The sequence below is a fragment of the Anaerofustis sp. LCP19S3_F7 genome, assembly GCF_052119445.1.
GTDB lineage: Bacteria > Bacillota > Clostridia > Eubacteriales > Anaerofustaceae > Anaerofustis > Anaerofustis butyriciformans.
In genome coordinates this window covers 459,360-485,088 of record NZ_JBQKFF010000001.1, presented here as the reverse complement: position 1 = coordinate 485,088, position 25,729 = coordinate 459,360, and the positions used below count along the sequence as shown (strand labels likewise).

Genomic DNA, 25,729 nt, shown 5'->3' with positions numbered 1-25,729 from the left:
CCTGAAAATAGTACTTCTTCTATTATAAACCCGAATTACTAAAATTCAACCATTTTAACTCTTTTTTAATTTTCCCATCACAAAAACAACATCTTCGGGAAGTTCAGCTTTGAATTCTACCATCTTTTTACTTCTTGGATGAACAAAAGATATTGATTTTGCATGAAGAGCTTGATGAGAAATTAATTCGCTTTTATTTTCGTTATATAGTGTATCTCCCAAAATAGGATGACCTATATGAGCGAAATGAACTCTTAATTGATGAGTTCTTCCGGTTATAAGTTTCGCTTCAACTAAAGAGTGTCCATTAAATTCCTCAATTACTTTATACTTGGTTATGGATTCTTTTCCATCTTCACTAACTATTCTTTTTAAAGCATGCCCCTCTTCTCTTTTTATTGGAGCTGATATGTATCCTTCTTTTTTATCAAGTATTCCTTCAGCTATAAGAAGATATCTTTTATCTATTTCATTTCTTATACTTTGATTTTGTATAAAATGATGAACATACTTATTTTTGGCAATAACAACAAGCCCAGAAGTATCCATATCAAGTCTGTTAACAAACCTTGTTTTAAAATGTTTGCCTTCTTTATCCCACTTATAATAAATGGCATTTTGAAGAGTATCGAGAGGATGTGAACGGGTAACATGAACAACCATACCGCTTTCTTTGTTTATAACCACTATATCATCATCTTCATATATAATATTAATATCGATATTACTTGATGGAGCATCTGCTTTTTCAATAGGAAAAAATATTTTTATATTATCATTTTCTTTTAAAACATCAACAAACAAAGCTTCTTTGTCATTAACAAGAAGCTTTCCCTCTCTTATTATATATCTAAAGGTTCTGGAAGAATAATCATATTCATTTTCCAAAAATGAATATATATTCTCCCCCTCGTATTTTTTCCCTACCGTATATTCGTATACTGTGCTGAATTTATTAGTATTTATCACTTTCAAAATATTCCTCTAAAGTTAAATTATTATCATGCATTATTTTTGCTAAGTCTTTTCCGACGTATCTTATATGCCAAGGTTCATAGCTATAACCTGTTATTTTTTCCTTATTTTCAGGGAATCTTATTATAAAACCATATTTATAACAATTTTCTTCAAGCCATTTCCCCGCAGGAGTATCTCCCAAACTTTCCACAAGCTGGTAATTTACTTCTTTTGTACTTAAATCCATAGAAAGCCCCAATTGATGTTCGCTCTCTCCCGGTTTGGCAGAGTAAAAATTGGCATCTTCTTCATTACCATACTGGGCAATATTATCTTTATAAACATCAACTTGTAAACTATATGACCTAAATCCACTTACACCATAAAACTTATAACCAGAGCTTTGAGCATCTTTACAAAGTTCTTCAAGTGCTTTTGCAGCATCTTTTCTAAGATACATTACAGATTCATTGGACTGCATAAAATCAATATTGGGCTTTACTAAATCCGAAGGCTTGTAACTTGATGACAAGTGCCTTTGTTTATTAACAACAGCATCATATTCGTTAGGGTTAGTTATAATCATATTATTATCAATTTCCTCACTTAAGTTATCTTTTACAATATAACTATATGATTTACTTAATTTTTTATAACTAACAACCATATGTAAGACACTGCCACTTGTAACACTATCATCAATATTAATTACATTTTTATTTACACTAACTTTATTTTTTAAATTTTCACTTGTCACATTAATTGTAATTAAGTTTTTATCTACATTATCAATTACTTTATTATTAAAATGGTCTTCTATGACATTTTGAACATTAAATGCATAATTGGTACCGGTTTTTATAGTATTAGTATCTACACCTATAATTTGAGTCTTATATGTTAAATCACCTCTTAATGTAACATCTCCTACTGCCATAGTTTTAAAAGGCTTGTAATATACAATAAAACTAAAAAGAAAAACAGCTATAAAAACAAAAGCTATAAAAAATATACGTTTTAATTTTACAATAGTACGTCTTCGTCGTCTTGCAATCCTTCTTCTTGTATCAACTGTCGAAGTACGATAACTACCATAAGAAGATCTTCTTTCGTAAGGCTCAACTCTTTTAACCGGTCTTCTTACAGCATTAGAATTTTTACTAATATGTCTTGTATCTTTGTTAGAAGATATATTTTCTCTTCCGGCTATCCTTTGTAAAAAAGTACCTATATTATATTTAACTTGTTTTTTTATTCTTTTTAACTGTCTGCTAAGCCCATCGTTTCTTTTACGAACGCAAACTTTTCTCCTTTTATTAGAATTAATTTGCTCATATCGAAAAGAAGCAGAGCTTAAAGATCTACTTTTATTTTCTAAAGTATCTCTCTTTTTCCCATTAAAAATATCTTTTAATGCTTTTCTTTTCTTTTTATTCATCCCATTTGTTTAAAACTTCTTTTATTATTTTTGGTGCTAAAGCACACTTTTCTTCTCCAACAGCACAAAGAGCAAATCTAAGTCCCGTTTGAAGAGGAATTACAAAAACATTTTCCTCCATTAATAAATCTGCCGCTTTTACCGGATCTTTACAAGGAATACAAACAAAGAAACCATCTTTGTAAGGATACAATTTAAGACCTACTTCCTCACTTTTTTGTAAAAATACATCTGCTCTTCTTCTAAGCATTTTTACATAGTGGTCTCTTTCCTTAATAAAATTATTGCCAAGATTTTCATCATTTATAATATCAGTAAGAACTCTCATGGCTCCTTTTGTTCCGTTTGACCAAGTTCCTCTGTTTGAATGTAAATTTGTATAGAAAAATTCTTTTGCAATTTCTTCTTTTGATGTTACACATAATAAAGCTCCATTTCTAAGTCCATACATTGTATAACCTTTTGAAGCAGAGAACGCAAATAAAATAAGAATATTTTCATCAAGACCCGCAAATTTTTCCATAAATTTACGTCTATTAAATTTTTCATCGCAAAAATCAATATATGCAATATCAACAAGAACAATTATCTTATTGTCTTTATCCTTTGCAGCTTCTTTTAATACTACTAAAATTTCATCCCACTCTTCATCTGAAACAGAATATCCTGTTGGATTATGCGCAGGTGTATTAAATATTGTTAAAAGTCTTTTTTGTTTAGTTAAATAATAATTAAACTTTTCTCTAAAGGCATCAATATCAAGCCCGCCATTTTCTTTAAACATATTATATGTATCAAGTTTTCTTCCGCTTTCAAGACAAATTGTATTATATGGATCCCAATATAAACTTGATGTTATAACTGTATCTCCAATATTTGTATAATTAAATACGCTGTGATGTATTGCTCCTGAACCTCCCGGTGTCGCAACAGCTTCTATATAAGCATTTGGCATATGATCTTTAAAACATGCTTTTTTTACGGCCTTTAAAAAATCTTTATCTCCTTCTATGCTTGCATAAGCAGCAATTTTAGGTGCATCCAAGCTTTCCAAATAATCATAAACACTTTTAAATGCCACAAAATCTCCATTATCTTCCAAAAGCACGCCCATTGAAGAATTTATTACCTTGTCAGGACCGTATTTTTTTACGGCTTCGCTTGCCTTTGCTGAAATTGTAAAAATAGTATCATTTTCTACGGGTCTTATAGCATGATCCGCAACCATATTTTTCGACATATCTTATCCTCCCACTCCATTTAATACCATGATTATATCAAATTTTTTTTTTAAATAGTAGTAATTTAAAAAATTTAAAGTATAATATAATAAAAGGAGTGATTTAATATGAGAATTAACGCAAACAACAGCTATAAACTAGTTAAAGAAGAAGTTAACAACACATACGAAGTATTAAAAGACGGACTTTCTATGGAAGAAATTACAGACATATTACTTCATGATCCCAAAAAACCCGTTATGGGAATGTATAAATTATTCATGACAATTGCAATAGCAAACCTAGAAGCCAGAAATGATATAATGGAAGACAGGGTTTTAACTAAAGCAGCTATTTATATGGATTATTTTGCCAATGGCGGAAAACAAGACGAATTTTTTATGACAAAACAAGATTTATTATATGACGATCTTGAATTCATAAGAAACAAATATTTAAAATAATCTTATAATTTAATATATAAATAATACCCTGCAAGTATACAAAACTATATTTGTGGGTTTTTTATTAATAAAAACAGGTAAATAAAATGATAAAATCAATTTCAGCTAAAACAATTCTTTCTGGATATAATCAATCAGGTTGGTTTTGTTCAAATTATAATATGAATTTATATAGAGGATGTGTGCATGGCTGTATATACTGTGACAGTAGAAGCAACTGCTACAATATCGAAAATTTTGATGAAGTATCATATAAAGAAAATGCTATAAATATACTGCAAAATGAGCTACGAAGTAAAAAGAAAAAAGGCGTTATAATGACAGGAGCAATGAGCGACCCCTATAACCCTTTTGAAAAGGAATTAAATTTAACAAGAAAATCATTAGAGCTTATTAACAGATATGGTTTTGGTGTAAGTATAATAACAAAATCAGATTTAATCACAAGAGATATCCAAATACTAAAAGATATAGCGAAACACTCAATAGTCTGTGTAAATATTACCATAACAACTGCATCAGATAACTTAGCAAAAAAAATAGAACCAAATGCACCATCAAGCACAAAACGCTTTGAAGCAGTAAAAAAGCTTAGGGGCAATAATATTACAACCGGAGTGTTAATGACTCCAATATTACCATTTATAAATGACACAAAAGAAAATATAATCAATATGGTAAAACTTGCAAAAATATATAATGCAAGCTATATTTACGCATATAAAGATTTTTGTGTTTCATTAAGAAATAATCAAAGAATGTATTATTATTCGAAACTTGATGAACTTTTTCCAAAAGTAAAAGACAAATATATTAACACCTTTCAAGATAAATACTGGTGCTGTTCCACAAACAGAGAAAAGCTTTGGGATATATTTGTAAATGAATGCATAAAAAACAATATTGAATATGACCATAAAAAAATAGATGAAATAATTAAAAAAGGCTATAATAAAATACAAATGAGTCTATTCTAAAAATAAAGGAAACATAAATGAGCAATATAGATTTAAATTTACATGACTTTACTCAAATAAACGATATACAAAATATAGTAAATGAAGCAAGAGAAAATGATACTGATATTGAAGAAAAAATCATAAAAAATCAAAACCTTGATAATTATGATTTTTCTAACATAAATTTTAGTGATACTATATTTGAACATTGCAGATTTTTAAATTGTGATTTTGAAAAAGGTGGCTTTGTAAACGTGATTTTCAAAAACTGCGATTTTTCAAACAGCAATTTTAGTGAAGGTTATTTTTCAAAAATACATTTTGAAAGTTCAAAATTTCTGGGCGGAGATTTTAACAAAGCAATTATAAAAGATACAGAAATTATAAACTCAAATTTGCAATATACAGTATTCATGCAGACTTCTTTTAATCATGTAAATTTTAATTTTTCTGATTTTACAAACGCAACTATAAGCGATAGTACTATGAAAAAAATTAAAATAAAAGAATGTAAATTCATTTTAACAAACTTTTTTAATACAAAACTTGCAGGAATTGATTTTTCAACAAGCAATATTGAAGGTATAATTTTATCTAATAATTTTAAAGAATTAAAAGGTATCAAAGTAAATGAAATACAAGCTATAGAGCTTGCAAAACTCCTTGGAATAAAAATAGTTTAAAAAGAGGGAAAATATGAAAATACAAAAAGTAAATTTAAAGAAAGAACAATATCTAGATCTTTTATATTTAGGAGATGAGAATTACGATTTAATTAAAAAATATATTAGTAAAAGTGATATGTATATTGTAAAAGAAAATGAAGATATAATAGGTCAAATATGTATAAAAAGGATATCCGGCAAAATATTTGAAATAAAAAATATTTCCATTTTATCTAAATACCAGCATAAAGGATATGGAGCAAAGCTGATTAAATTTATTTTTGAAATGTATAAGAAAAAAACAAGTATAATGATTGTAGGAACAGGAGAAACGAAAAAGTCACTTGATTTTTATCAAAGCCTTGGATTTAAACCTGTTAAAAGAGTAAAAAATTATTTTTTTAATAATTATGACCATGAAATATACGAAGATAACAAAAAACTTAAAGATATGATTTATCTAAAAAAAATCTTATAAGGAGAAAACCATGAAAATAAATAAAATAACAGCTATGTACTTTAGTGCAACTGATACAACAAAGAAAATATGTGAATATATTGTAGATAAATTAAGTAAAAATTTAGAGGTAGAAACCAATATAATAAACTTTGCAAACAAAAACGAAAGAGAAAAAAATTTTGAATTTGATGGTGATGAACTTGTTATTTTTGGAATACCTACTTATGCAGGAAGAATTCCAAACATACTGCTTCCATTTATAACAAATAATATTAAAGGGAACAATGCTTTATGCGTTCCGATAGTTTTATTTGGAAATAGAAATTATGATGATTCATTAATTGAACTTAGAAACATTTTGGAATTTAACAACTTTCATTCTATTGCAGCTGGAGCATTTGTAGGAGAGCATTCTTTTTCATATACGCTTGCAAAAGGAAGACCCGATAGTGAAGATTTTAAAGAAGTAGATAAATTATGTGATTTAATTTTAAAAAGAATAGAAAAAGAAAAAATAACCGATATTTCACCTGTAAATGTAAAAGGAGAAAACCCTATACGTACATACTACAAACCAAGAGACAGAAAAGGGAATTTTATAGATATAAGAAAAGTACTTCCAAAAGTAAATCATAAATGTGATAATTGTAAGTTATGCGTAGAAGTCTGCCCTATGGGTTCAATAGATAAAGACAACGTAGCAAAGTATAATAATATATGCATAAAATGCGGTGCATGTATAAAAAAATGCCCTATGGATGCAAGGTATTATGATGATGAAGGATATTTATATCATAAATGCGAACTTGAAGAGATGTATCAAAGAAGAGCAGAAAACGAAATATTTTAAAAGCTGTGGAAATCCACAGCTTTTTTAAAGCAAGTCTTCTCTTCTTTTTTTCGTTTCTTTAAATGCTTCTTCATTCATATATTCTTCTATTTTTTTATGATGTCCGCTAAGTAAAACAGGTGGAACTTTAAGCCCCATAAACTCTTCTGGTCTTGTATACTGACTTGCCTCAAGCATTCCATTTTCAAAACTCTCGTTTTTATAACTTTCACTGTTTCCAAGAACTCCGTCAACATATCGGCTTACTGTATCCATAAATACCATTGCCGCAATATGCCCTCCTGTTAAAATATAATCCCCTATACATATTTCTTCGTCTACACAAAGGTCTATGGCTCTCTGGTCAATTCCTTCATAATGTCCGCATAAAAGTATAACTTCATCAAGTTTTGCATATTCTTTCGCAAGAGCACTGTTAAAAACTTTTCCTCTTGGAGAAAAATATATGACGGGAACATTTCTTTGTTTTTTTATGTCAGTTACACAGTCATAAACAGGTTCTGCTTTCATAAGCATTCCTGCTCCTCCCCCGTAAATTTCATCATCTACTCTTCTGTGTTTATCCTTTGAATAATCTCTTATATTTATCGCATTTATTTCAAGTTTGTTGTTTTTTACCCCTCTTCCTATAATGCCCACATCTTTATATGCTTCTATCATTTCAGGATAAAGCGTAAGTACGTTATAAATCATGTTTTCTCCCTAATAAACCAAATTTTTTCTATTTATTTTAATGTATTCATCTTCAACTATTTCAAGTATATTTTCTTCTAAGGCAGGTAACATTTGTTCCTTTCCGTCTATTTTAAATACATATATATCAACTGCGGCAGGAGTTAAAACATCAACCATTACTCCTATTTCTTCCCCGTTTTCATCAAGAACTTTAAGCCCTTTTAAATCTTCAATAAAATATTCACCTTCATCTAAATCTACACTGTCTTCTCTTAATACTTCTATAAAATTATTTTTTAACTTTTCAGCAATATTTCTATCGTCAATTTCTTTAAGCTTTAAAATAATATGATTTTTGTTTATTCTTGCAGATACCGCATTATATTCTTTTCCTTTTATAAAACATCTTTCAAGCTTTTTAAATCTATTCATATCATCAGTTAAAGGAAGAACTTTTAACTCTCCTTTTATACCATGCACATTAAAAATCTTTCCAATTACTATATTTTCTTTCATAATTATCCATTCCTTGTATTTTTTGTATTATTATATTTTATCAAAAATAAAATTTCTTTTCCATATCTATAATAAATATTAATAAAATATGGTAAAATATTATATAACAATATTGCATATGGAGGCATAACAATTATGGACAAAAGAATAGAACAATTAGCACATAATTTAGTCACTTTTTCAACTAACATTCAAAAAGGTGAAAAAGTTTTAATAAATGCAGGCGGAATAGAAGATACAAGAGATCTTGTAAAAGCACTTGTAAGGGAAGTTTACAAAGCAGGAGGTTTCCCTTATCTTAAACTTACTGACTCAAGTGTAAACAGAGAAATATTAATGGGAGTAAGCAAAGAACAATTAGAATTCCAAAATGATTATGAATTATATCAAATGAAAGGAATGGATGCTTATATAGGCGTAGGCTGCAGCGCAAACGCAAGTGAATTAAGCGATGTCCCAAGTGAAAATATTTCTCTTCAATCATCTGTATTAAGACCTGTTTTAAGAGAAAGAGTAGACAACTCAAAATGGGTTATTTTAAGATATCCAAACAATTCAATGGCTCAAAGTGCAAAAATGAGCAAAGAAGCTTTTGAAGATTATTTCTTTGATGTTTGCTGTCTTGATTATTCTAAAATGGCAAAAGCAGTAGAACCATTAAAAGAACTTATGGAAAAAACAGATAAAGTAAGAATAGTAGGACCAGGAACAGATCTTACATTCTCAATAAAAGGAATGCCTGCTGTTCCATGCTGTGGAAATATGAATATTCCTGACGGAGAAATTTATACAGCACCTATAAAAGACAGCGTAAACGGTACTATTTCTTATAACACAAAAAGCGACCATTTAGGTTTTATATATGATAATATTAAACTAACATTTAAAGACGGAAAAATTATTGAAGCAACTTCAAACAATAACGAAAGAATCAATCAAGTTCTTGATATTGACGAAGGGGCAAGATATGTAGGTGAATTTGCTATTGGAATTAACCCATATATAAGCGAACCAATGCTTGATACATTATTCGATGAAAAAATATCAGGAAGTATTCACTTTACACCTGGTTGTTGTTATGAAGATGCCGATAACGGAAATAAATCGTCACTTCACTGGGACCTTGTTTTAATCCAAACAGAAGAAAAAGGTGGCGGAGAAATTTATTTTGACGATGTACTAATCAGAAAAAACGGTTTATTTATACCGGAAGAATTACAAGGACTAAACCCTGAAAATCTAAAATAACCTTTTATATAGGGGGAAATTATTATGAAAAAAATCTTATCAACAATTTTATCAATTTTACTTTTAATAAGTATATATGGATGCAGTTTTACACAAGGCGAAGAAGTAGACATGACTAAATACAGCTCAAACATCGAAAAATCCGATAGAATTGATGTAATGAAAAATGAGGAAAGGTTAGATTTAATTTCGGGACACAATAATATTGAAGATTTTATAACAAGTCTAAAAATAGAAGAATGGAGAATGAAAGATTTACCTAAAGACTCAAAGGTAGATTTAGAATTTATTTTATATTCAACAAAGAATCAAGACGAAGAAGAAAGTGCGGATTATGAATTTGAAGAAAAAGGCCGTATCTTAACTTATGAAGATTCAAGATATTTAACATTCGAAATTAATAAAACGAAGTTCAATTTTAAAGTTCCAAAAGAAGTTATTGAATACTTAAATACATTTAAAAACTAAAAAAGACGAGATAAAATCTTGTCTTTTTTATGTTGGATAAAAATTAGTCGTCACATCCGCAACTATTGCATGAGCCACTTGTTGGGAAAAAGTCCCCAAATGCTGAAATATCTTCATTAAGAAAAGTTTCACAGAAGTTTGGAGCACATTCTTCTTCTCTGCATTCGTCAGGAAGTTCACAGTAACCAAATGTTGGAACTTTAAGACTTACTTTAGATATTGCATTAACTACAATAACAAAACCAAGAGTCATTGAAATTTGATTACCACAAGTTTTATTTACACAATTTGCTTCAACAAAACATTCACTTACTAGAGAGAATCTTCCTTGTCTTACGAATTTTCTGTTTAAATCAAATATTGTGCTTACAGGTATTCTAATTTTATTATCTGATTGAACGGTATTTCCGCACATTGGTTTTGCAGGTACCGTAATAGTACAACAATCACGTTTTCTTCTAAGTACCGCATAAATAGGGATAGCAACAACACATTTTAATCTTGCATGACATTCATCCATTTCTGTAAAGAACGGTTCGCATTCATAATGTTCTATTTCAGAAGCACCAAACTGAGCATAAAGGAACGTATAATCAGATAAATCACCATTTAATTCAAGTTCAAAAGGCATATTTTGCATACATTCTTTTTTTGAACATCCGTCATACACCTTATCAACAATTAGACATTCCACGCCTCTTGTATTTCTTTCTTCCACTTTTTATTCCTCCTAAATTTATGTTCTTATTTGTTTTACACTTTATAATATGAAGATTATCATTTTGTGTTACTTGTAAACGTGATATAATAAATTTTATGATGGGAAATATTAATTTAGTAACACAAATTGAAGATAAAAAACTTGATGAAGCACAAATAGAGTGCGTAAATTCCAAAGAAAGAAATATACTTGCAATTGCGGGAGCAGGATGCGGAAAAACTACAACAATTCTTGCAAGAATAAAATATTTGATTCAGGAAGAAAAAATTCCGCCTGAGCAAATACTCGTACTGAGTTTTACAAATTCTTCAACTGATGAACTTATTGATAGAATTTCAAAAATAACAAAAGAAAAAATAAATGTATGCACTTTCCATAAACTTGGTAAAGATATTATAGATAATGTACACAGTGGCGATATAAGTATATATAAAGATACAATTGCAAAATTCGTAAACGAATATATAGATACAAAATTAAAAACAAACGAATATTTTGAAATGTACGATTTTATAATCAACTATTATCAGGAATATATAGACTTTATACAGTTTGAAAATAAAAAAGACGAACAAGATTACCTTTTTAACAAAGGAATTATAAGCCTTGATAATGAATATAAAACGACATTTGAAGAAAATGTCATTGCAAATTATCTATACTTAAACAAAATTGAATATGAATATTTTAATACAAATATATATGGAAATGAATTTAAAAAACTATGCTCTGGATTTTATCTTACAAAATATGATAAATTCATATTTAATATAAATATAAATTCAAAAGGTGAAAAACCTTTATGGGGATATCCTAAAATACCTAAAATAGCATATAAAAATTACGATGCATACATCGAGTTTTTACATAATTACCCTATATTTAAAAATAAGGCAATATTTACATATTCTTATGATTTTGAAAAAGGAATTTTTAAAGAAGAACTAGAGAAAAAACTTAAAGAAAATAATATAGATATTAAGCTGTCATACTCAAATGTAGGTAAAGAAGTACATAAATTATTTAGATATAACATAAATTTTATAAAAAAATTAACTGCCAATTTTATTACCCTTATGAAAACTACCGCAAGGGATGAAAATGACATTCTTAATATAAATAATTACAGTTCAAAGCAGGAAGAACAAAGAGCAAAGGCATTTTTTAAAGTAGTTCTCCCAATATATAAGGCATATCAGAAAATGCTTAAAGACACAAAACAAATGGATTTTAACGATATGATTTTAACTGCTACGGAATATGTAAAAACATCTTTATATAAAAAAGGATATAAGCATATTTTAATAGATGAATTTCAAGATATATCTTATTCCAGAATGTCACTTATAAACGAAATTTATAAAAAACACAACTCACATATATTTGCAGTAGGAGATGATTATCAAAGTATATTCCGCTTTACGGGAAGTGATATTAATATTTTTTATGACTTTGAAAAAGAATATAATGCAAAAAAATATTTTATAGAAAAAAATTACAGGTTTGATAGAACCATTGCAAATGTAACAAACAAATTTATATTAAAGAATCCATATCAAATTAAAAAAACTCTTAAAAGCAGCAAAATAAACATTCTTCCAATTAATTTTGTTACAGCAAGGAAAAAAAGTGAATTATACAGAGTATTTTTAAAAGAAATATATAAACTGCCTAAAAACAGCGAAGTTATGCTTCTTGGCAGATACAAAAAAGATATAATTCCTTATGCTCAAACAAACGAAGTAAATATAATACTTCATGAAAATAACGAAATATCGGTAATACTTGAAAAAAGAAAAGATTTAAAAATTAAATTTCTAACTGTACATAAAGCGAAAGGTCTGGAATGTGATTATGTATTTATCCTTAATACATTTAACAGCTTAATGGGTTTCCCATGTAATATAACCGATGATAAATTAATAAAAATGCTACTTAAAAATAAGGAAGATTTTCCATATAGCGAAGAAAGAAGATTATTTTACGTAGCACTTACAAGAGCAAAAAAGAAAATATTTTTAATGGTAAATCAAAGCAGTATGTCTGGTTTTGTTAAAGAAATTATGGAATACAAAAAAGATTCAAACATATTCCTATAAAATAGTGATATAATAAATAAAAAAGGAGGAAGAACATGATTTCAAAAGAAGCATTTGAATTATTAGATAATCAGCTACCAAAAGGAGCTTTTCTTACAGTAAGAAATAATGATGAAGTTAATACAATGGTAATAGGCTGGGCAACAGTCGGCAAAGTATGGGGCAAAGACGTAATGACAGTAATGGTAAGATATTCAAGATGTACATATGATTTAATTAAAAATGCAAAAGACTTTACGGTAAGCGTTCCAGCTCTTGATACAATGAAAGAAGAAATTGCTTTTATGGGAACAAAATCAGGTAGAAATTTTGATAAATACAAAGAAACAAATTTACATTTAAAAGACGCAAAGAAAGTTGCATCTCCAATTATTGAAGAAGCAAAATTACATTTTGAATGTAAGATAATTTACAAACAAGCTATGGATCCTATGGGCATTATTGACAAAGAAGGAATAGAAGACAGATTCTATGAAGGAAATAATGATTACCATGTTATTTTCTATGCAAATATAGAAGACTGCTATGAAAACTAAAAGAGCTTACTTTTGTAAGTTCTTTTTATTATTCTACTTATAGTCAAATAATGCTTTATTAAAGCTTTTTATTTAATATATTTTTACAATTTTTATTATAAAAAACAAAAATTTAGTTGAATAAATTTTTCTTATATGATATACTTTTTAGGCTATGAGCTTAAATAGCTTTTTTATTATGGGTGTTCCTCTGCTTAAAGATGTAAGTAAGAATGCTTGAAGATGAAGGGAGGCACAAACAATGGATTTAATTAAATTAGTAGAAAACGAAAACCTTAAATCTGATATCCCTGAATTTAACATTGGTGATACTGTAAAAGTTCACGTTAAAGTAGTAGAAGGAAAAAGAGAAAGAATCCAGGTTTTTGAAGGTATTGTGCTTAAAGAACAACACGGTGGAGTTCAAAAAACATTTACTGTAAGAAAAATTTCTTATGGCGTTGGTGTAGAAAGAACTTTCCCAATACACTCACCTAGAATTGACAAAATTGAAGTTACAAGAAGAGGTAGTGTAAGAAGAGCTAAACTTAACTATCTTAGAGATAGAGTTGGTAAAGCTGCTAAAGTTAAAGAAAAAAGAAACTAAAAAAAGTCCTATAAGGACTTTTTTTGTTGCTCTTTTTTATTTTTCTTTTTTAAAAAATGCTATACCCACACAGTGAGGACCTGCATGAGTTCCCACTACAGCACCAATATTGCTGGCAGGCAAAATATCAATATCTTTAAGTTCATCAAAATTATCCAACATATATTTTTCAAAATGAGAATAAGCTTCATCATCATCTATATGTCCCATAAAAAATGCTTTATCTTTATCTATTCCGTATTCTCTTGCTTTATCTATAATAAATTGATATCCTTTTTTTCTTCCTCTTACTTTCTTTATTGGAACAACTTCTCCACCTGTTATTTCTATTACAGGCATTATATTTAAAGTATTACCAATAAATGCTGCACTCTTTGAAAGCCTTCCGCCAAGAACAAGATACTTATAGTCTTCAATTAATGCAAGTAAAGTACTGTTTCCTTTAATCCTGTTTATTTCATCTTTTATTTCTTGTCCGTTAAGCCCCTTATCTCTTAACTTAGCCGCTTCTAAAACTAAATTACAAAGACTTAAAGTAACACATGTTGAATCAATAACATGAACTCTATTTTTTCTGTCATTATCAAGAGAATCTCTTACAACGACTGCAGAATTATAAGAACCACTTAATTTAGAAGATAAAGTTATTACTACAACTTCTTCTCCGTTTTCAGTAAATTGCAAGAATAAATCTCTTAATTTCCCTACAGGAATTTGACTTGTTGTAGGAAGTTCTTTACATGTTGCAAGTTTATCAAAAAACTCTCGATGATTAATTGTTACGCCATCAATATATTCCTCTTCGCCAAAATAAATATTAAGAGGATACACGTTAATATCGTGCTCTTTCATTTGTTCCTTTGTTAAATCGGCAGTAGAATCCGTTAAAATATTTACTTTCATTACATATTCTCCATATAAGGTATTAATATAAAATATACTATTTTAAACTTTTATTGTCAATAATTATAATTATGTTTTAAAAATATTGTTAATAACGAATTTCAATTCCCATTATTTAAAAATTATAATATAAAACCGCCATCTACACTTATAACTTCTCCGGTAATAAAAGAAGCCTTTTTATCACAAAGAAACAAAACTGCATTTGCAACATCTTCAGGGGTTCCAATTCTGTTTATAGGAGTTTCTTCAATTAAAGACTCCATATCTTCTTTCGACAAATGATTATTCATTTTCGTATCTATAACTCCGGGAGCAACAACATTAACATTTATTCCGCTAGGTCCAACCTCTTTTGCAAGAGCCTTACTCATTCCTATAAGAGCAGCTTTTGAAGCAGAATAACATACTTCCATGCTTGCTCCGCTTATTCCCCACATGGAAGATATGTTTATTATATTTCCGCTTTTTTTATTAATCATATCAGGTAAAAAGGCTTTTGTAAGCATAAAAGCACTTTTTACATTAACATCAAAAACGTTATCCCATTCCTCACAGGTAGTCTCATCAAAAAACTTAACAAGACTTATTCCTGCATTGTTTACTATTATATCAACACTGTTAAAAGAAGAATACACCTCTTCTTTTATCTTTAATACATCGCTTTCTTTCGATAAATCTCCCTTAAGCATCAATACTCTTTTATCGTTTAAAGAAAATTCATCTTCTAAAACCTTTTTATTTCTGTTATATAGCAAAACTATATTATAACCTTCATTATAAAAAACTTTTGAAATTGCAATCCCAATTCCTCCGCTTGCTCCGCTTATAACTACTGTTTTGTTATTCATTACGATAATCTTTCTTCAATAAGCTTTGCAAGAGATGTTGCATCTTCTTTAATTTCATTTTGGTTTTCACCTTCAATCATAACTCTTACCAAAGGTTCTGTACCACTTGTTCTTATTAATACTCTTCCGTTTCCTGCATATTTATCTTCAATTGCTTTTATAGCTTCTAAAATCACACTGTCTTTTTGATAATCATGTTTTTTATCATTATCAACAGTTGCATTTATTAATACTTGAGGATAAATAGAAACATCTTTTGCAAGTTCATCAATATTTTTACCACATTCTTTTACAACTTTACATACAAATAAAGCAGTAGCGATTCCGTCTCCTGTAGAATTAATATCTGAAAGAATAACGTGTCCTGATTGTTCTCCACCTATGTTATATCCTTCATTAAGCATTCTTTCTACAACATATCTGTCCCCTACACCTGTTTCGCTTATTTTAATACCTTTCTTTTCAAGTGCCTTTTTAACTCCAAGGTTACTCATAACAGTTAAAACAAGAGTATCTTTGTTTAGTTTTCCTTTTTCTTTCATATAACAACTTAAAAGATACATTATCTTATCTCCGTCAAAAGCTTGTCCCTTGCTGTCAACCATTATAACTCTATCTCCATCACCATCAAAAGCAATACCAAAATCAGCATTCTTTTCTAAAACAGTTCTTGATAAATTAGCAATATGAGTTGAACCGCATTTATCGTTTATATTAATTCCATTTGGATCATTTGCGATAACTTTAATATTTGCTCCAAGTTTTTCAAATACTTCTTCACCGACTTTATATGTAGCACCATTTGCTAAATCTAGAACAATATTAAGTCCGCTTAAAGATTTTACTCCTATTTTTGATAAAAGATATTTAATGTAAATTTCTCCAGGATAAGCAATTTTTGTTTCCCTACCTATTCTTTCTCCTGAAATGCTTCTATCTCTTACCTTTTCAAAGATATATCTTTCTATTTCATCTTCAACTTCATCAGGAAGTTTATGTCCTGTTTTACTAAAGAATTTTATTCCATTATATTCATATGGATTGTGTGATGCAGAAATAACAATACCACTATCAGCATTAAATTCTTTAACCAATACAGCAACAGCAGGTGTTGGAATAACTTCCGCATTAAGTACGTTTCCTCCTGCAGACATAATCCCACTTACAAGACCTGCATAAATCATATCTCCAGATATTCTTGTATCCATACCTACCACAAATGTAGGAGGATTTCCATTATCCTTTGTAAGTTTCATTGTTGCCGCATATCCTATTTTATGAGCAAGTTTTGATGTAAGCTGAGTATTAGCAACTCCTCTTACTCCGTCTGTTCCAAATAATCTTCCCATATTAACCCCCTTAGTTTTCGTTTATTGCTTGAGCCGCTTTTATGCCGTCGACAGCACTGGAAAGTATACCGCCTGCGTATCCCGCTCCTTCTCCTACAGGATAAAGCCCTTTTATATTTTCACTTTCTAAAGTTATTTTATCTCTTAAAATTCTTATAGGAGATGAAGTTCTTGTTTCAACTCCGGTTATTATACCATTATAGAAGGTGTTAAAAAATCCATGGAAATAACCAAAAGAATCTTTTATTGATGATATTAAATTATCAGGTAGCAGTTCATTTAAGTCACATTCCTTTACTCCTGGTAAATAACTTGGTTTAACATCAACACTGCCTTTTATATTTAAAAAATCAGTTATCTTCATATAAGGCGCTTTATAATCTTTTCCACCCATTTCAAAAGCTTTTCTTTCAAGTTTTTCTTGAAATTCAACTCCGGCAAAAAGTCCTCTTCCATAGTCATTTTCATTTACGTTTACTACTATTGCGGAGTTTGTATTTATCATATTTCTGCTTCGAAAACTCATTCCGTTTGTAACAACTTGCCCCTTTGAACTTGCACCTGCAATTACTACACCGCCAGGACAGTTACAAAATGAATATATTCCTTTTTTTGTATTTTCATCATGGAAGGTAAGATTGTAACTTCCTGCTCCAAGTTCACTATGACCGGCATAAGAAGAATAACAACACTTATCTATATCTTCTCTTAAATGCTCTACTCTAAAACCTACGGCAAAAGGTTTATTTTCAATATTTACTTTATGTTTTTCAAGCATTTTAAAAGTATCTCTTGCCCCATTTCCTATACCAAGAACAACCGTATTTGACAAGTACTCATCTTTATCGTTTATTATAACGCCTTTTACTTCATTTTGCTCTATAATTAAATCCGTAACAGTTGAATTAAAATAAAATTTCCCACCATAGTACTCTATCAAAGCCTTTAAATCATCTACTATTATTCTTAATTTATCTGTACCAAGATGAGGCTTATTAAGATATCTTATGTCTTTAGGCGCACCACATTTTATAAAAGTATCCAAAACTTCATATTTTAAGTTGCCTTTTATTCTAGAGTTAATTTTGCCATCTGAAAAAGTTCCAGCCCCTCCAAGCCCAAATTGAACATTGGAATTTTCATTTAATACTCCATTATCAAAGAAATTTTTTACAGTTTTAACTCTGTTTTTTATATCCTCTCCCCTTTCAAAAACAAGAGGTTCATATCCCATTTTTGCAAGGTATAAAGCGGCAAAAAGACCACTGGGACCACTACCTACAACTATAGGATTAATATTTTTTTTCTTTGTTAAATCTAGTTTAGGAATACTTTTTTCTTTATAAATACTTACTTTATACCCTACATTATGAGGTTTTATTGGATAATCTAATGTAACGCTGTAAACATAATATATTCCATCACTATTTCTTTTTCTTGCATCTAAAGACTTTCTTAAAATTTTAAAGTTTTTTACCTTTTGTTCTGTTAATCTAAGTCTATTTATGATCGCTTCTCTTTCGCCAACTCCCGATAAATTTTCTATGTTTATTTTTATATTTTCAATTAAATATTTTCTCACTTTAATACTATCCCTTTGTTATTTTTACCAAAACACTATTTTGACTTACACTTTTTATACTTACACCTTCAGGTAAACCTTGTGTACTAATCTTTATACCAACATTATATTCGCCTTCTTTTAATCCTGACAAATCAACTACCCCGGTAAGATTTTTTTCCGTTATAGAACCTAAATATTTTTCTTCTCCTGATAATAAAACACTAATGTCGTCATCTAAAACTTCAGCAGAAAGACCACTTCCTAAATTTTCAAATGTAAATGAATTTATATATACTGTTTTTTGATTTTGCTTGTCTATAAATACACTTACATCAATATTATCTCTTGCGTTTACAATATTAACTCCCTGAGGAACAGCTAATTTAACATTTTTATTAAAGGATTCACTGGAATCGTCTAAATAAACACTTTCAGTATTTATTGCATTAATAGTATTCAAAATATCATCTGTTGCAGAAATAGTTACTGTTGATATACTTGGCTTAATAGAAGTAACTTTATACCCATCCATAACACTACCTGATGTTTTTACCTTTATGGGAACATTCTTTACCTTACCTATTGCAACATCTACTTTTGTTGTTGCAGGTGATAAAGTTACATCTGGTATTTTTTTATTGTTTGCATCAACAGCATAAAGTGTAGCTGACGATGAAAAATCAACGCTTTTATTTGTTACATCAACATTTCCCATTATAGCTTCAACCTTTTCAACGCTATCAGACGGACCACTTATATTAACATCTTCTACTTCTGAAGAAAGTGATAACACGCTATACCCTTCCTTTACTTGTCCGGTTGGTTTTATAACAGGTACACTTAAACTTTTATTTCCTATTTTATCAACTGTAACCTTTATTGTATTTGGATTTTGATCAACTATAGTAACATCATTGGGAACACCTTTTATGCTAATATTCAGAGTATAAGTTCCTTCACTGGAAATATCTTTTAAATCCACACTTGCTTGTATATTCTTATTATCAAGGCTTTTTACCAAAGAACCTTTTCCATAAACTTTCATACTGTCTATCTTATCAGTTGAAACTGAAATAATAAAATCATTTTGCTCCAATACAGAAGTATTTGTAAGAACAATAGGTATATCTTCTATCTTGCTGTATACCATGTTGTCGCTATCATTATTTGCATATACCCATAAAAGAAGAGCCAGCAAAAAAGATATCAATAACGTTACCATTTTATTATTCTTTCCCATTGCTACATTTTCTCCTTAAAATTTTTGATTTAGAATTTTTATGAGCAGGTTCTTCCACTAGAATTTCAGTAAGAATTCTTCTAATACCTCTCTCACCCACGAACCTTGATAGTTTCCCATTAATAGCATAAGAAATAACACCTGTTTCTTCGGATACCATTAATGAAACACAGTCTGAATGTTCACTTATTCCAATTCCTGCACGATGTCTTGTTCCTATACTTGTTGAAAGTTGTTTATTTTGAGAAAGAGGAAGCAGACATGCTGCAGCCCTTATTCTTAAAGTTTCTCTATTTATTATTACAGCACCATCATGAAGAGGTGTAGCATATTGAAAAATATTATTGATAAGCTCTGTACTTAATAAACTATCAAGTTTTACCCCAGTTTCTACAACATCATCAAGAGGAACCTGTCTTTCTATAACAACAAGAAGTCCTGTTTTTGTCTTTGATAAATCACTTATGCTTTGAACAATTTGATCCACCGCAACAGAAGGAGAATCTAAATCTTTGTCAACAAAAATATCTTTTATGTTTTTTACATTTGTTTTACCGATTGTTTCAAGCATTTTTCTAAGCTCTGGCTGAAACATAATAAGCAAAGCTAAAAATCCTACGGTTATTATATTTTTAAAAACAAAGTTTACGGTTACAAGCCCTAACCAATCACTGACCTGAGTAATAACCAAAATTATAATTATCCCCTTTGCAACCTGTTCTGCCTGAGTTCCTTTTATAAGTCTTATAATTGCATATATAATAAATGTCATTATAAGAATATCAACGGCAGATAATATGCTAAAGGACACAAAAATTTGAGTAAACAACGATGTTATCTGAGACATTATCATTACCTTCCCTAAGTAAATTTATTTTTTATATTATTGACTTTTATTATTTTTTTAATATTTTCAATAGTGAAAACACAATAATATTATACATTATTTTATTAAAATTGTTTAAATTTAATGAAATATTAATATATAAATTAATTCATATAAAATTTTTTTAAGTACGTTAAACTAAATTTTAAATTAATATTATAATTATGTACTTATAAAAATCAATATAAAAAAGGCACATTAAGTGCCTTTTATTATTTTAATGCAAATAAATTTAATATATTGTCTGTTATATTATCAAGCCCTTGTTTTATTGCATTACTTAAAGAGTTATAGTGTTCCACTTTATCAGAAAAATAAACATTTTTTACTTGAGGATATTTTTCTTTAATTAAAGTGCTAATTTTACCCTTTTTTTCATTTGATAAACTTGAAGAACCTGTTTTTGTCTTTACTGCACAGTATGCTTTTTCACCTATTAATGCAATTTTCACATCTTCAATTCCGGAAATTTTCTTTACTGATGTATAAACGCCGTCCCCTTCTTGTTTATATTTATATGACTCTGAGGATTCATAATATCCGGAATCATTGTTTGTATATTCTCTATACATGCCGTTATAATCAAATTGATAAGGGTTTATGCCATTATTATTTTTCACACTTTCAGAAGAATTATTTCCTGTTAAATCTTCCGTTAAATTTTCAGCACCGTTTTTTACATCATTTCCAATATTTTCTGCGCTATCCTTAACATCATTTGCAGCATTATTCATTTGATTTTTTACAGCATTATCTGTATTTGAATTTCCACATCCTACAAAAGAAGTTAACATAAAAGCAGAAATAATCATAACCATTAAAGTTTTTTTATTCATTAAAATCCTCCTTTCTGTATTAGTATTTAGAAAGAAGAATTTTATATGCTGGTAATAAATTGCTTAAAAAGTATTATTTTCTATCAAAGCAGACAAATTTTTCCCGTACTTACACTTATGTACATAAGCCAGTATCCAAAGCCGTCATAAACCGTTGGTTCATAATAAATAAATCCCGTTGAGCCCATAAAAGGCTGTGTATTATCTTTTTTTGAACCAAGTACACCGTAAATATAATATTTAACTTCTTCATCTTTAAAAAACTTTCCAAAAATCCAGCTTGGAAGAATTGCATTTTCTAAATTTTTATTTTTAAATCCCATATAAGGATAAAGTATTGGCATAACAAAACCATTATAAATAATATTAATATCATTTATATTTTCTTCATATTCATCCATTATGTAGAATTTGTAATTATTATTCAAATCAGAAAAATTTTCTAAAGAAAAATCTTTTAAAACATCATCTATTAATATATTATTTGCATTTATTATTTTTTTTATTTTATTTTTATCTTCTTTGTCCTCTTGTTCTTTAAATTCAAATTCTTGATTTATTTCTTCTTCATCATTCATCTCTTTATTATTTACTTCATCATTTTTATTTGAAAATATATTAAATAAATCTTCTAGAATTTCAAGCTGATCTTTTTTTTCTAAAATAGAATTTTTATCTTCCTTATAATCTTTCTCTTCCTTTTCATCTTCCAATTTTATTTGATTATTTAAATTCAAATCCATTAATTCATTTTCTTCTTTTATAATATTTATATCTTCTTTTAAAATATTCTTTTCCGATTCTTTTCTTTTTTCATCAAAAAAAGGTATATCAAGTTCTTTTTCATTTTCATAATCAAATAAGATTTCACCTGAATATATATCAACTATTTCAATCTTATTAAAACTCTCTACTTTATTTTTTTCTATATTTATTATTTTTTGTAAATTTTTCTCTTTTTCTGTTTTAAATATAGCCGCAGTATATTCTCTATTTCCCATAATAAAAACAATAGCATATTCACTTATTGGAAGATAAGTTATTTTCAAAGTAATAGAAAGAAAATCTTCATTTTCTTTTATATCAAAATGCATTTTTGCATTATCGTTTTTTAAATTAACAAATTCTTCATTATTAATATTTAGCATATTTTCCCTCCTAACTTATTATATTTATATTCCGAGAATTTTAATTTATGATAACTTAACATATTGTATTTATTTTTAAAGTATTATATATTAGACAAAAGAAGGTGAATAAAATGTCAAAAATATGTGCACATAGAGGAATGCTTAATATAAAACCAGAAAATACAATTAGTTCTTTTAAAGAAGCATTAAAATATGATATTGATGGAATTGAACTTGATGTTCATCTTACAAAAGATGAAAAGATAGTTGTATTTCACGATTTCGATTTAAAAAGAATGTGTAATAATGACGCTTATATAAAAAATTTAACTTATGAAGAACTAAAAGAAATAAAAGTAAATGGTATTGAACCTATTCCTCAGCTGTTTGAAGTATTAGAACTTATAAAAAACAAAAATATTATTTTAAATATAGAATTAAAAGCATCAAGTGAAATTTATAGTGGAATAGAAGAAAAGGTTTTAAATTTAATAAACGATTATAACATAAAAGACAAAATCATAATTTCTTCCTTTGACCATAGAGCGTTAAAAATAGTAAAAGATATAGACAAAGAAATAAAAGTCGGAGCATTATATCAAGGATTTTTTGATAATATAGTTAAATATGCAGTAGATAATAAATTTGATGCAATACATCCTCATTTTTTAAATATAGATAAAAAAATAGTCAAGGAAGCAAAAGAAAATAACATAAAAATAAATTGTTATACTATTAACAATATGCTTGCATATAATTATATAAAACATTTGGATGTGGATATGATAATAACAAATATCGCAGACAAAATTTTAAAAAGAGGAAATAAATGAAAAAAAAATGTTTTATAATTTTATTATTTATCTGCCTAATTATTTTTACAGGATGCGGGAATAAAAAAGACTATGTTACAACTTTAAATCTCAATAAAACGGCAATAAAACTTGAAAATTTAACCTATGAAAAAAACGGGAAAAATCTTCCCATATTTTATAATATGACAGTGCCAAGTGATAAAGAAATAAAAAACATATATAAGTTAAATAAAGAAGATTTCAATGAAATTATAATAAAACAATCCGCACTATCTTCTAAGAGCTCTTTATTTATAATTGCAAACGTAAAAGAAGAAAATAAAGAAAAAGTAAAAGAAGCATTAGATAAATACATGATAAATTATGAAAAAATATGGAAAGAACAAGATAAGACAGAATACAATCTTGTCTTAAACAGAACATTCTACGAAAACGGAAATTATTTTATATATGTAATTTCTTATGATAACAATGAGGTAATGGATACAATTTTATCTCTTTTTGAAGAGAAAGAGAAATAATAAAAAAAGACCCTTAAGGGTCTTTTTTATTTTAATATATCTTTACTTCTGTCAACATATGTTGTATGTAAAATTTCATGAGCTTTATGAGAATTTGGCTCACCTAAATATTCTTCATAAACTTTTTTAACCGCTGGATTATCATGAGATTTTCTTGTTGGTCTAACGTTCTTATCTTGGTTATATAATACTTTTGCTCTTTCTTTTGCAAGAGATAAACCTGCATTAATAAGTTGGCTGTTTACGATTGGTTGTCCACCACCGTTTACACATCCACCAGGACATGCCATACATTCGATAAAGTCATAATCAGTTTCACCTTTTTTAACTTTATCCATAAGTTTTCTTATGTTTGCACCACCGTGAACAACAGCAACTTTTATTTCTTTATCACCAGCTTTGATTACAGCTTCTTTAAGTCCTTCAAGACCTCTTACTTCTTCATAATCAATTTTTTCAGATACTTCACCAGTAATAGCTTCAACTGCAGTTCTTGCAGCAGCTTCCATAACCCCACCTGTTGCACCGAATATTACACCGGCACCTGAACTTTCACCATAAATTGGATCAAATTCTTCATCTTCAAGATTTTTAAAGTCAATACCTGCTTCTTTAATCATTCTTGCAAGTTCTCTTGTTGTGATACATACATCGCTGTCATAGTTGTCGCCTTCCATTAATTGTTCTCTTCCAACTTCAAATTTCTTAGCAACACAAGGCATAACACTTACAACATAAATATCATCAGGATTAATATTATTAGTTTCAGCATAATGTGTTTTTATTAAAGCACCTGCCATAGCTTGAGGTGATTTACAAGAAGAAAGGTTTGGAATAAGTTCTGGGAATTCTTGTTCACAGAATTTAACCCATGAAGGACAACAGCTTGTAAGCATTGGAAGAGTTCCTCCGTTTGTAACTCTGTCTACAAGTTCATGAGCTTCTTCCATAATTGTCATATCAGCACCAAAGTCTGTATCAAAAACTTTATCAAAGCCAAGTCTTCTTAGAGCAGCAACCATTTTACCTGTTACATCTGTGCCGATTTCATATCCGAATTCTTCTCCAAGAGCAGCTCTTATTGCAGGAGCAGGTTGAACAACAACATGTTTGTTTTCATCACATAATGCTTCCCATACTTCATCTACATTTACTTTTTCAGTTAAGGCACCTACAGGACAGTTAATAACACATTGTCCACAGTTGATGCAGTTTGTATCAGCTAAATAATCACCTTTAACAGGTCTTGCTTTTGAATCAAATCCGTTATCTTTACCGATTAAAGCACCGATACCTTGAATTTTACTACATGTGTTTATACATCTTTTACAGAAAATACATTTAGATTCATCTCTTACGATTGAAACAGATTTATCATCATATGCATCTGATGAAAAATCTCCGCTGAAAGGAACTGTGCTTACTCCTAAATCATTTGCAAGAGTTTGAAGTTCACAGTTTCCGCTTCTTATACAAGTTGTACAATCTCTGTTATGGTCAGAAAGTGTAAGTTCCATTGTATTTTTTCTTGATTCTCTTACTTTAGGAGAGTTTGTAAATACTTCCATTCCTTCTTTTACAGGGAAGTTACAAGCACTTCTTAAAACATCAGAACCTTTAATTTCAACTACACACATTCTACAAGCACCAATTTTGTTATGTTCTAAAAAACATAATGTAGGAATATTAATTCCGATTTGTCTTGCAGCTTCAAGAACCGTTGTTTTATCTTCAACGCAAACATCAACATTATTTATCTTTAAATTTACCAT

Annotated in this window: 27 protein-coding genes; 12 read left to right on the top strand and 15 right to left on the bottom strand. The window is 28.6% G+C overall.

Annotation, left to right across the window (positions count from 1 at the left end; translation table 11 throughout):
• Positions 1–54: 54 nt before the first annotated feature.
• The 3 genes from ACTQYZ_RS02470 to ACTQYZ_RS02460 are packed head-to-tail and all read right to left on the bottom strand — an operon-like array spanning position 55 to position 3,635.
• On the bottom strand, positions 55–969 hold the full coding sequence (locus tag ACTQYZ_RS02470) for an RluA family pseudouridine synthase (RefSeq protein ID WP_441416026.1): 915 nt from the start codon (positions 967–969) through the stop codon (positions 55–57).
• A complete protein-coding gene (locus tag ACTQYZ_RS02465; protein ID WP_441415956.1) occupies positions 956–2,395 on the bottom strand; it encodes a M15 family metallopeptidase in 1,440 nt (479 codons plus the stop codon). Before ACTQYZ_RS02465 ends, ACTQYZ_RS02470 begins: the two co-directional genes overlap by 14 nt.
• Positions 2,388–3,635 (bottom strand): pyridoxal phosphate-dependent aminotransferase, encoded by a 1,248-nt coding sequence (locus ACTQYZ_RS02460; RefSeq protein WP_441020740.1) that lies wholly within the window; start codon positions 3,633–3,635, stop codon positions 2,388–2,390. The genes ACTQYZ_RS02465 and ACTQYZ_RS02460 overlap by 8 nt, the downstream gene beginning before the upstream one ends.
• A 108-nt stretch (positions 3,636–3,743) precedes the next feature.
• Here ACTQYZ_RS02460 and ACTQYZ_RS02455 point away from each other — a divergent pair, with 108 nt between their 5' ends.
• The 5 genes from ACTQYZ_RS02455 (at position 3,744) to ACTQYZ_RS02435 (ending at position 7,013) form a co-directional block, all read left to right on the top strand.
• The gene (locus ACTQYZ_RS02455; protein WP_329382841.1) at positions 3,744–4,079 is read left to right on the top strand and encodes a hypothetical protein; all 336 of its coding nucleotides are present in this window, start codon (positions 3,744–3,746) and stop codon (positions 4,077–4,079) included.
• An 86-nt stretch (positions 4,080–4,165) separates the two neighbouring features.
• Positions 4,166–5,056: an SPL family radical SAM protein gene (locus ACTQYZ_RS02450; protein WP_441415955.1), complete on the top strand. Its 891-nt coding sequence runs from the start codon at positions 4,166–4,168 to the stop codon at positions 5,054–5,056.
• A gap of 17 nt (positions 5,057–5,073) precedes the next feature.
• A complete protein-coding gene (locus ACTQYZ_RS02445; RefSeq protein WP_441415954.1) occupies positions 5,074–5,721 on the top strand; it encodes a pentapeptide repeat-containing protein in 648 nt (215 codons plus the stop codon).
• Between the two features lie 13 nt (positions 5,722–5,734).
• Positions 5,735–6,181, top strand: a complete 447-nt coding sequence (locus ACTQYZ_RS02440; protein WP_441415953.1) for a GNAT family N-acetyltransferase — start codon at positions 5,735–5,737, stop codon at positions 6,179–6,181.
• 10 nt (positions 6,182–6,191) lie between these two features.
• Positions 6,192–7,013: an EFR1 family ferrodoxin gene (locus ACTQYZ_RS02435; RefSeq protein WP_441020744.1), complete on the top strand. Its 822-nt coding sequence runs from the start codon at positions 6,192–6,194 to the stop codon at positions 7,011–7,013.
• Between the two features lie 24 nt (positions 7,014–7,037).
• Here the strand turns inward: ACTQYZ_RS02435 and trmD are convergent, their stop codons facing one another.
• Together trmD and rimM are read right to left on the bottom strand one after the other, a co-directional pair.
• Entirely contained in the window at positions 7,038–7,706 is a 669-nt protein-coding gene (gene trmD / locus ACTQYZ_RS02430) for a tRNA (guanosine(37)-N1)-methyltransferase TrmD (protein ID WP_441020745.1), read from the bottom strand.
• A 9-nt stretch (positions 7,707–7,715) separates the two neighbouring features.
• Positions 7,716–8,204: a ribosome maturation factor RimM gene (gene rimM / locus ACTQYZ_RS02425; RefSeq protein ID WP_441020746.1), complete on the bottom strand. Its 489-nt coding sequence runs from the start codon at positions 8,202–8,204 to the stop codon at positions 7,716–7,718.
• A gap of 132 nt (positions 8,205–8,336) precedes the next feature.
• On the opposite strand from rimM, the gene ACTQYZ_RS02420 reads away from it, so the two are divergent.
• The gene (locus ACTQYZ_RS02420) at positions 8,337–9,452 is read left to right on the top strand and encodes an aminopeptidase (RefSeq protein WP_441021399.1); all 1,116 of its coding nucleotides are present in this window, start codon (positions 8,337–8,339) and stop codon (positions 9,450–9,452) included.
• A gap of 24 nt (positions 9,453–9,476) precedes the next feature.
• Entirely contained in the window at positions 9,477–9,920 is a 444-nt protein-coding gene (locus tag ACTQYZ_RS02415; RefSeq protein ID WP_441020747.1) for a hypothetical protein, read from the top strand.
• A gap of 43 nt (positions 9,921–9,963) precedes the next feature.
• Here ACTQYZ_RS02415 and ACTQYZ_RS02410 read toward each other — a convergent pair whose 3' ends face one another.
• The gene (locus tag ACTQYZ_RS02410) at positions 9,964–10,638 is read right to left on the bottom strand and encodes a hypothetical protein (RefSeq protein ID WP_441020748.1); all 675 of its coding nucleotides are present in this window, start codon (positions 10,636–10,638) and stop codon (positions 9,964–9,966) included.
• Positions 10,639–10,736: 98 nt separating this feature from the next.
• Here ACTQYZ_RS02410 and ACTQYZ_RS02405 point away from each other — a divergent pair, with 98 nt between their 5' ends.
• From ACTQYZ_RS02405 to rplS, 3 genes are all read left to right on the top strand, one after another.
• On the top strand, positions 10,737–12,740 hold the full coding sequence (locus ACTQYZ_RS02405; protein WP_441020749.1) for a UvrD-helicase domain-containing protein: 2,004 nt from the start codon (positions 10,737–10,739) through the stop codon (positions 12,738–12,740).
• A gap of 35 nt (positions 12,741–12,775) precedes the next feature.
• Entirely contained in the window at positions 12,776–13,276 is a 501-nt protein-coding gene (locus tag ACTQYZ_RS02400; RefSeq protein ID WP_441020750.1) for a flavin reductase family protein, read from the top strand.
• Positions 13,277–13,517: 241 nt separating this feature from the next.
• A complete protein-coding gene (rplS, locus tag ACTQYZ_RS02395; protein WP_441020751.1) occupies positions 13,518–13,862 on the top strand; it encodes a 50S ribosomal protein L19 in 345 nt (114 codons plus the stop codon).
• 36 nt (positions 13,863–13,898) lie between these two features.
• Here the strand turns inward: rplS and ACTQYZ_RS02390 are convergent, their stop codons facing one another.
• The 8 genes from ACTQYZ_RS02390 to ACTQYZ_RS02355 form a co-directional block, all read right to left on the bottom strand.
• Positions 13,899–14,765 (bottom strand): DegV family protein, encoded by an 867-nt coding sequence (locus tag ACTQYZ_RS02390; RefSeq protein ID WP_441020752.1) that lies wholly within the window; start codon positions 14,763–14,765, stop codon positions 13,899–13,901.
• Positions 14,766–14,887: 122 nt separating this feature from the next.
• Complete coding sequence (gene ymfI, locus ACTQYZ_RS02385) at positions 14,888–15,616, bottom strand: elongation factor P 5-aminopentanone reductase (RefSeq protein WP_441020753.1); 729 nt, start codon at positions 15,614–15,616, stop codon at positions 14,888–14,890.
• Positions 15,616–16,965 carry a phosphoglucosamine mutase gene (gene glmM / locus ACTQYZ_RS02380; RefSeq protein WP_441020754.1) on the bottom strand — a complete coding sequence of 450 codons (1,350 nt, stop codon included), beginning with the start codon at positions 16,963–16,965 and terminating at the stop codon, positions 15,616–15,618. Before glmM ends, ymfI begins: the two co-directional genes overlap by 1 nt.
• Positions 16,966–16,975: 10 nt before the next feature.
• Positions 16,976–18,547 (bottom strand): NAD(P)/FAD-dependent oxidoreductase, encoded by a 1,572-nt coding sequence (locus ACTQYZ_RS02375; RefSeq protein ID WP_441415952.1) that lies wholly within the window; start codon positions 18,545–18,547, stop codon positions 16,976–16,978.
• A 7-nt stretch (positions 18,548–18,554) separates the two neighbouring features.
• Complete coding sequence (locus ACTQYZ_RS02370) at positions 18,555–19,769, bottom strand: CdaR family protein (protein ID WP_441415951.1); 1,215 nt, start codon at positions 19,767–19,769, stop codon at positions 18,555–18,557.
• The gene (gene cdaA / locus ACTQYZ_RS02365; RefSeq protein WP_441415950.1) at positions 19,756–20,616 is read right to left on the bottom strand and encodes a diadenylate cyclase CdaA; all 861 of its coding nucleotides are present in this window, start codon (positions 20,614–20,616) and stop codon (positions 19,756–19,758) included. Before cdaA ends, ACTQYZ_RS02370 begins: the two co-directional genes overlap by 14 nt.
• Positions 20,617–20,867: 251 nt before the next feature.
• Complete coding sequence (locus tag ACTQYZ_RS02360; protein WP_441415949.1) at positions 20,868–21,491, bottom strand: hypothetical protein; 624 nt, start codon at positions 21,489–21,491, stop codon at positions 20,868–20,870.
• 83 nt (positions 21,492–21,574) lie between these two features.
• Entirely contained in the window at positions 21,575–22,639 is a 1,065-nt protein-coding gene (locus ACTQYZ_RS02355; protein ID WP_441415948.1) for a hypothetical protein, read from the bottom strand.
• A 113-nt stretch (positions 22,640–22,752) separates the two neighbouring features.
• On the opposite strand from ACTQYZ_RS02355, the gene ACTQYZ_RS02350 reads away from it, so the two are divergent.
• Both ACTQYZ_RS02350 and ACTQYZ_RS02345 read left to right on the top strand, forming a co-directional pair.
• Positions 22,753–23,454, top strand: a complete 702-nt coding sequence (locus ACTQYZ_RS02350; protein ID WP_441415947.1) for a glycerophosphodiester phosphodiesterase family protein — start codon at positions 22,753–22,755, stop codon at positions 23,452–23,454.
• Complete coding sequence (locus ACTQYZ_RS02345) at positions 23,451–23,957, top strand: DUF4358 domain-containing protein (RefSeq protein WP_441020762.1); 507 nt, start codon at positions 23,451–23,453, stop codon at positions 23,955–23,957. The genes ACTQYZ_RS02350 and ACTQYZ_RS02345 overlap by 4 nt, the downstream gene beginning before the upstream one ends.
• A gap of 26 nt (positions 23,958–23,983) precedes the next feature.
• Here ACTQYZ_RS02345 and ACTQYZ_RS02340 read toward each other — a convergent pair whose 3' ends face one another.
• The gene (locus ACTQYZ_RS02340) at positions 23,984–25,729 is read right to left on the bottom strand and encodes an NADH-dependent [FeFe] hydrogenase, group A6 (protein WP_138269290.1); all 1,746 of its coding nucleotides are present in this window, start codon (positions 25,727–25,729) and stop codon (positions 23,984–23,986) included.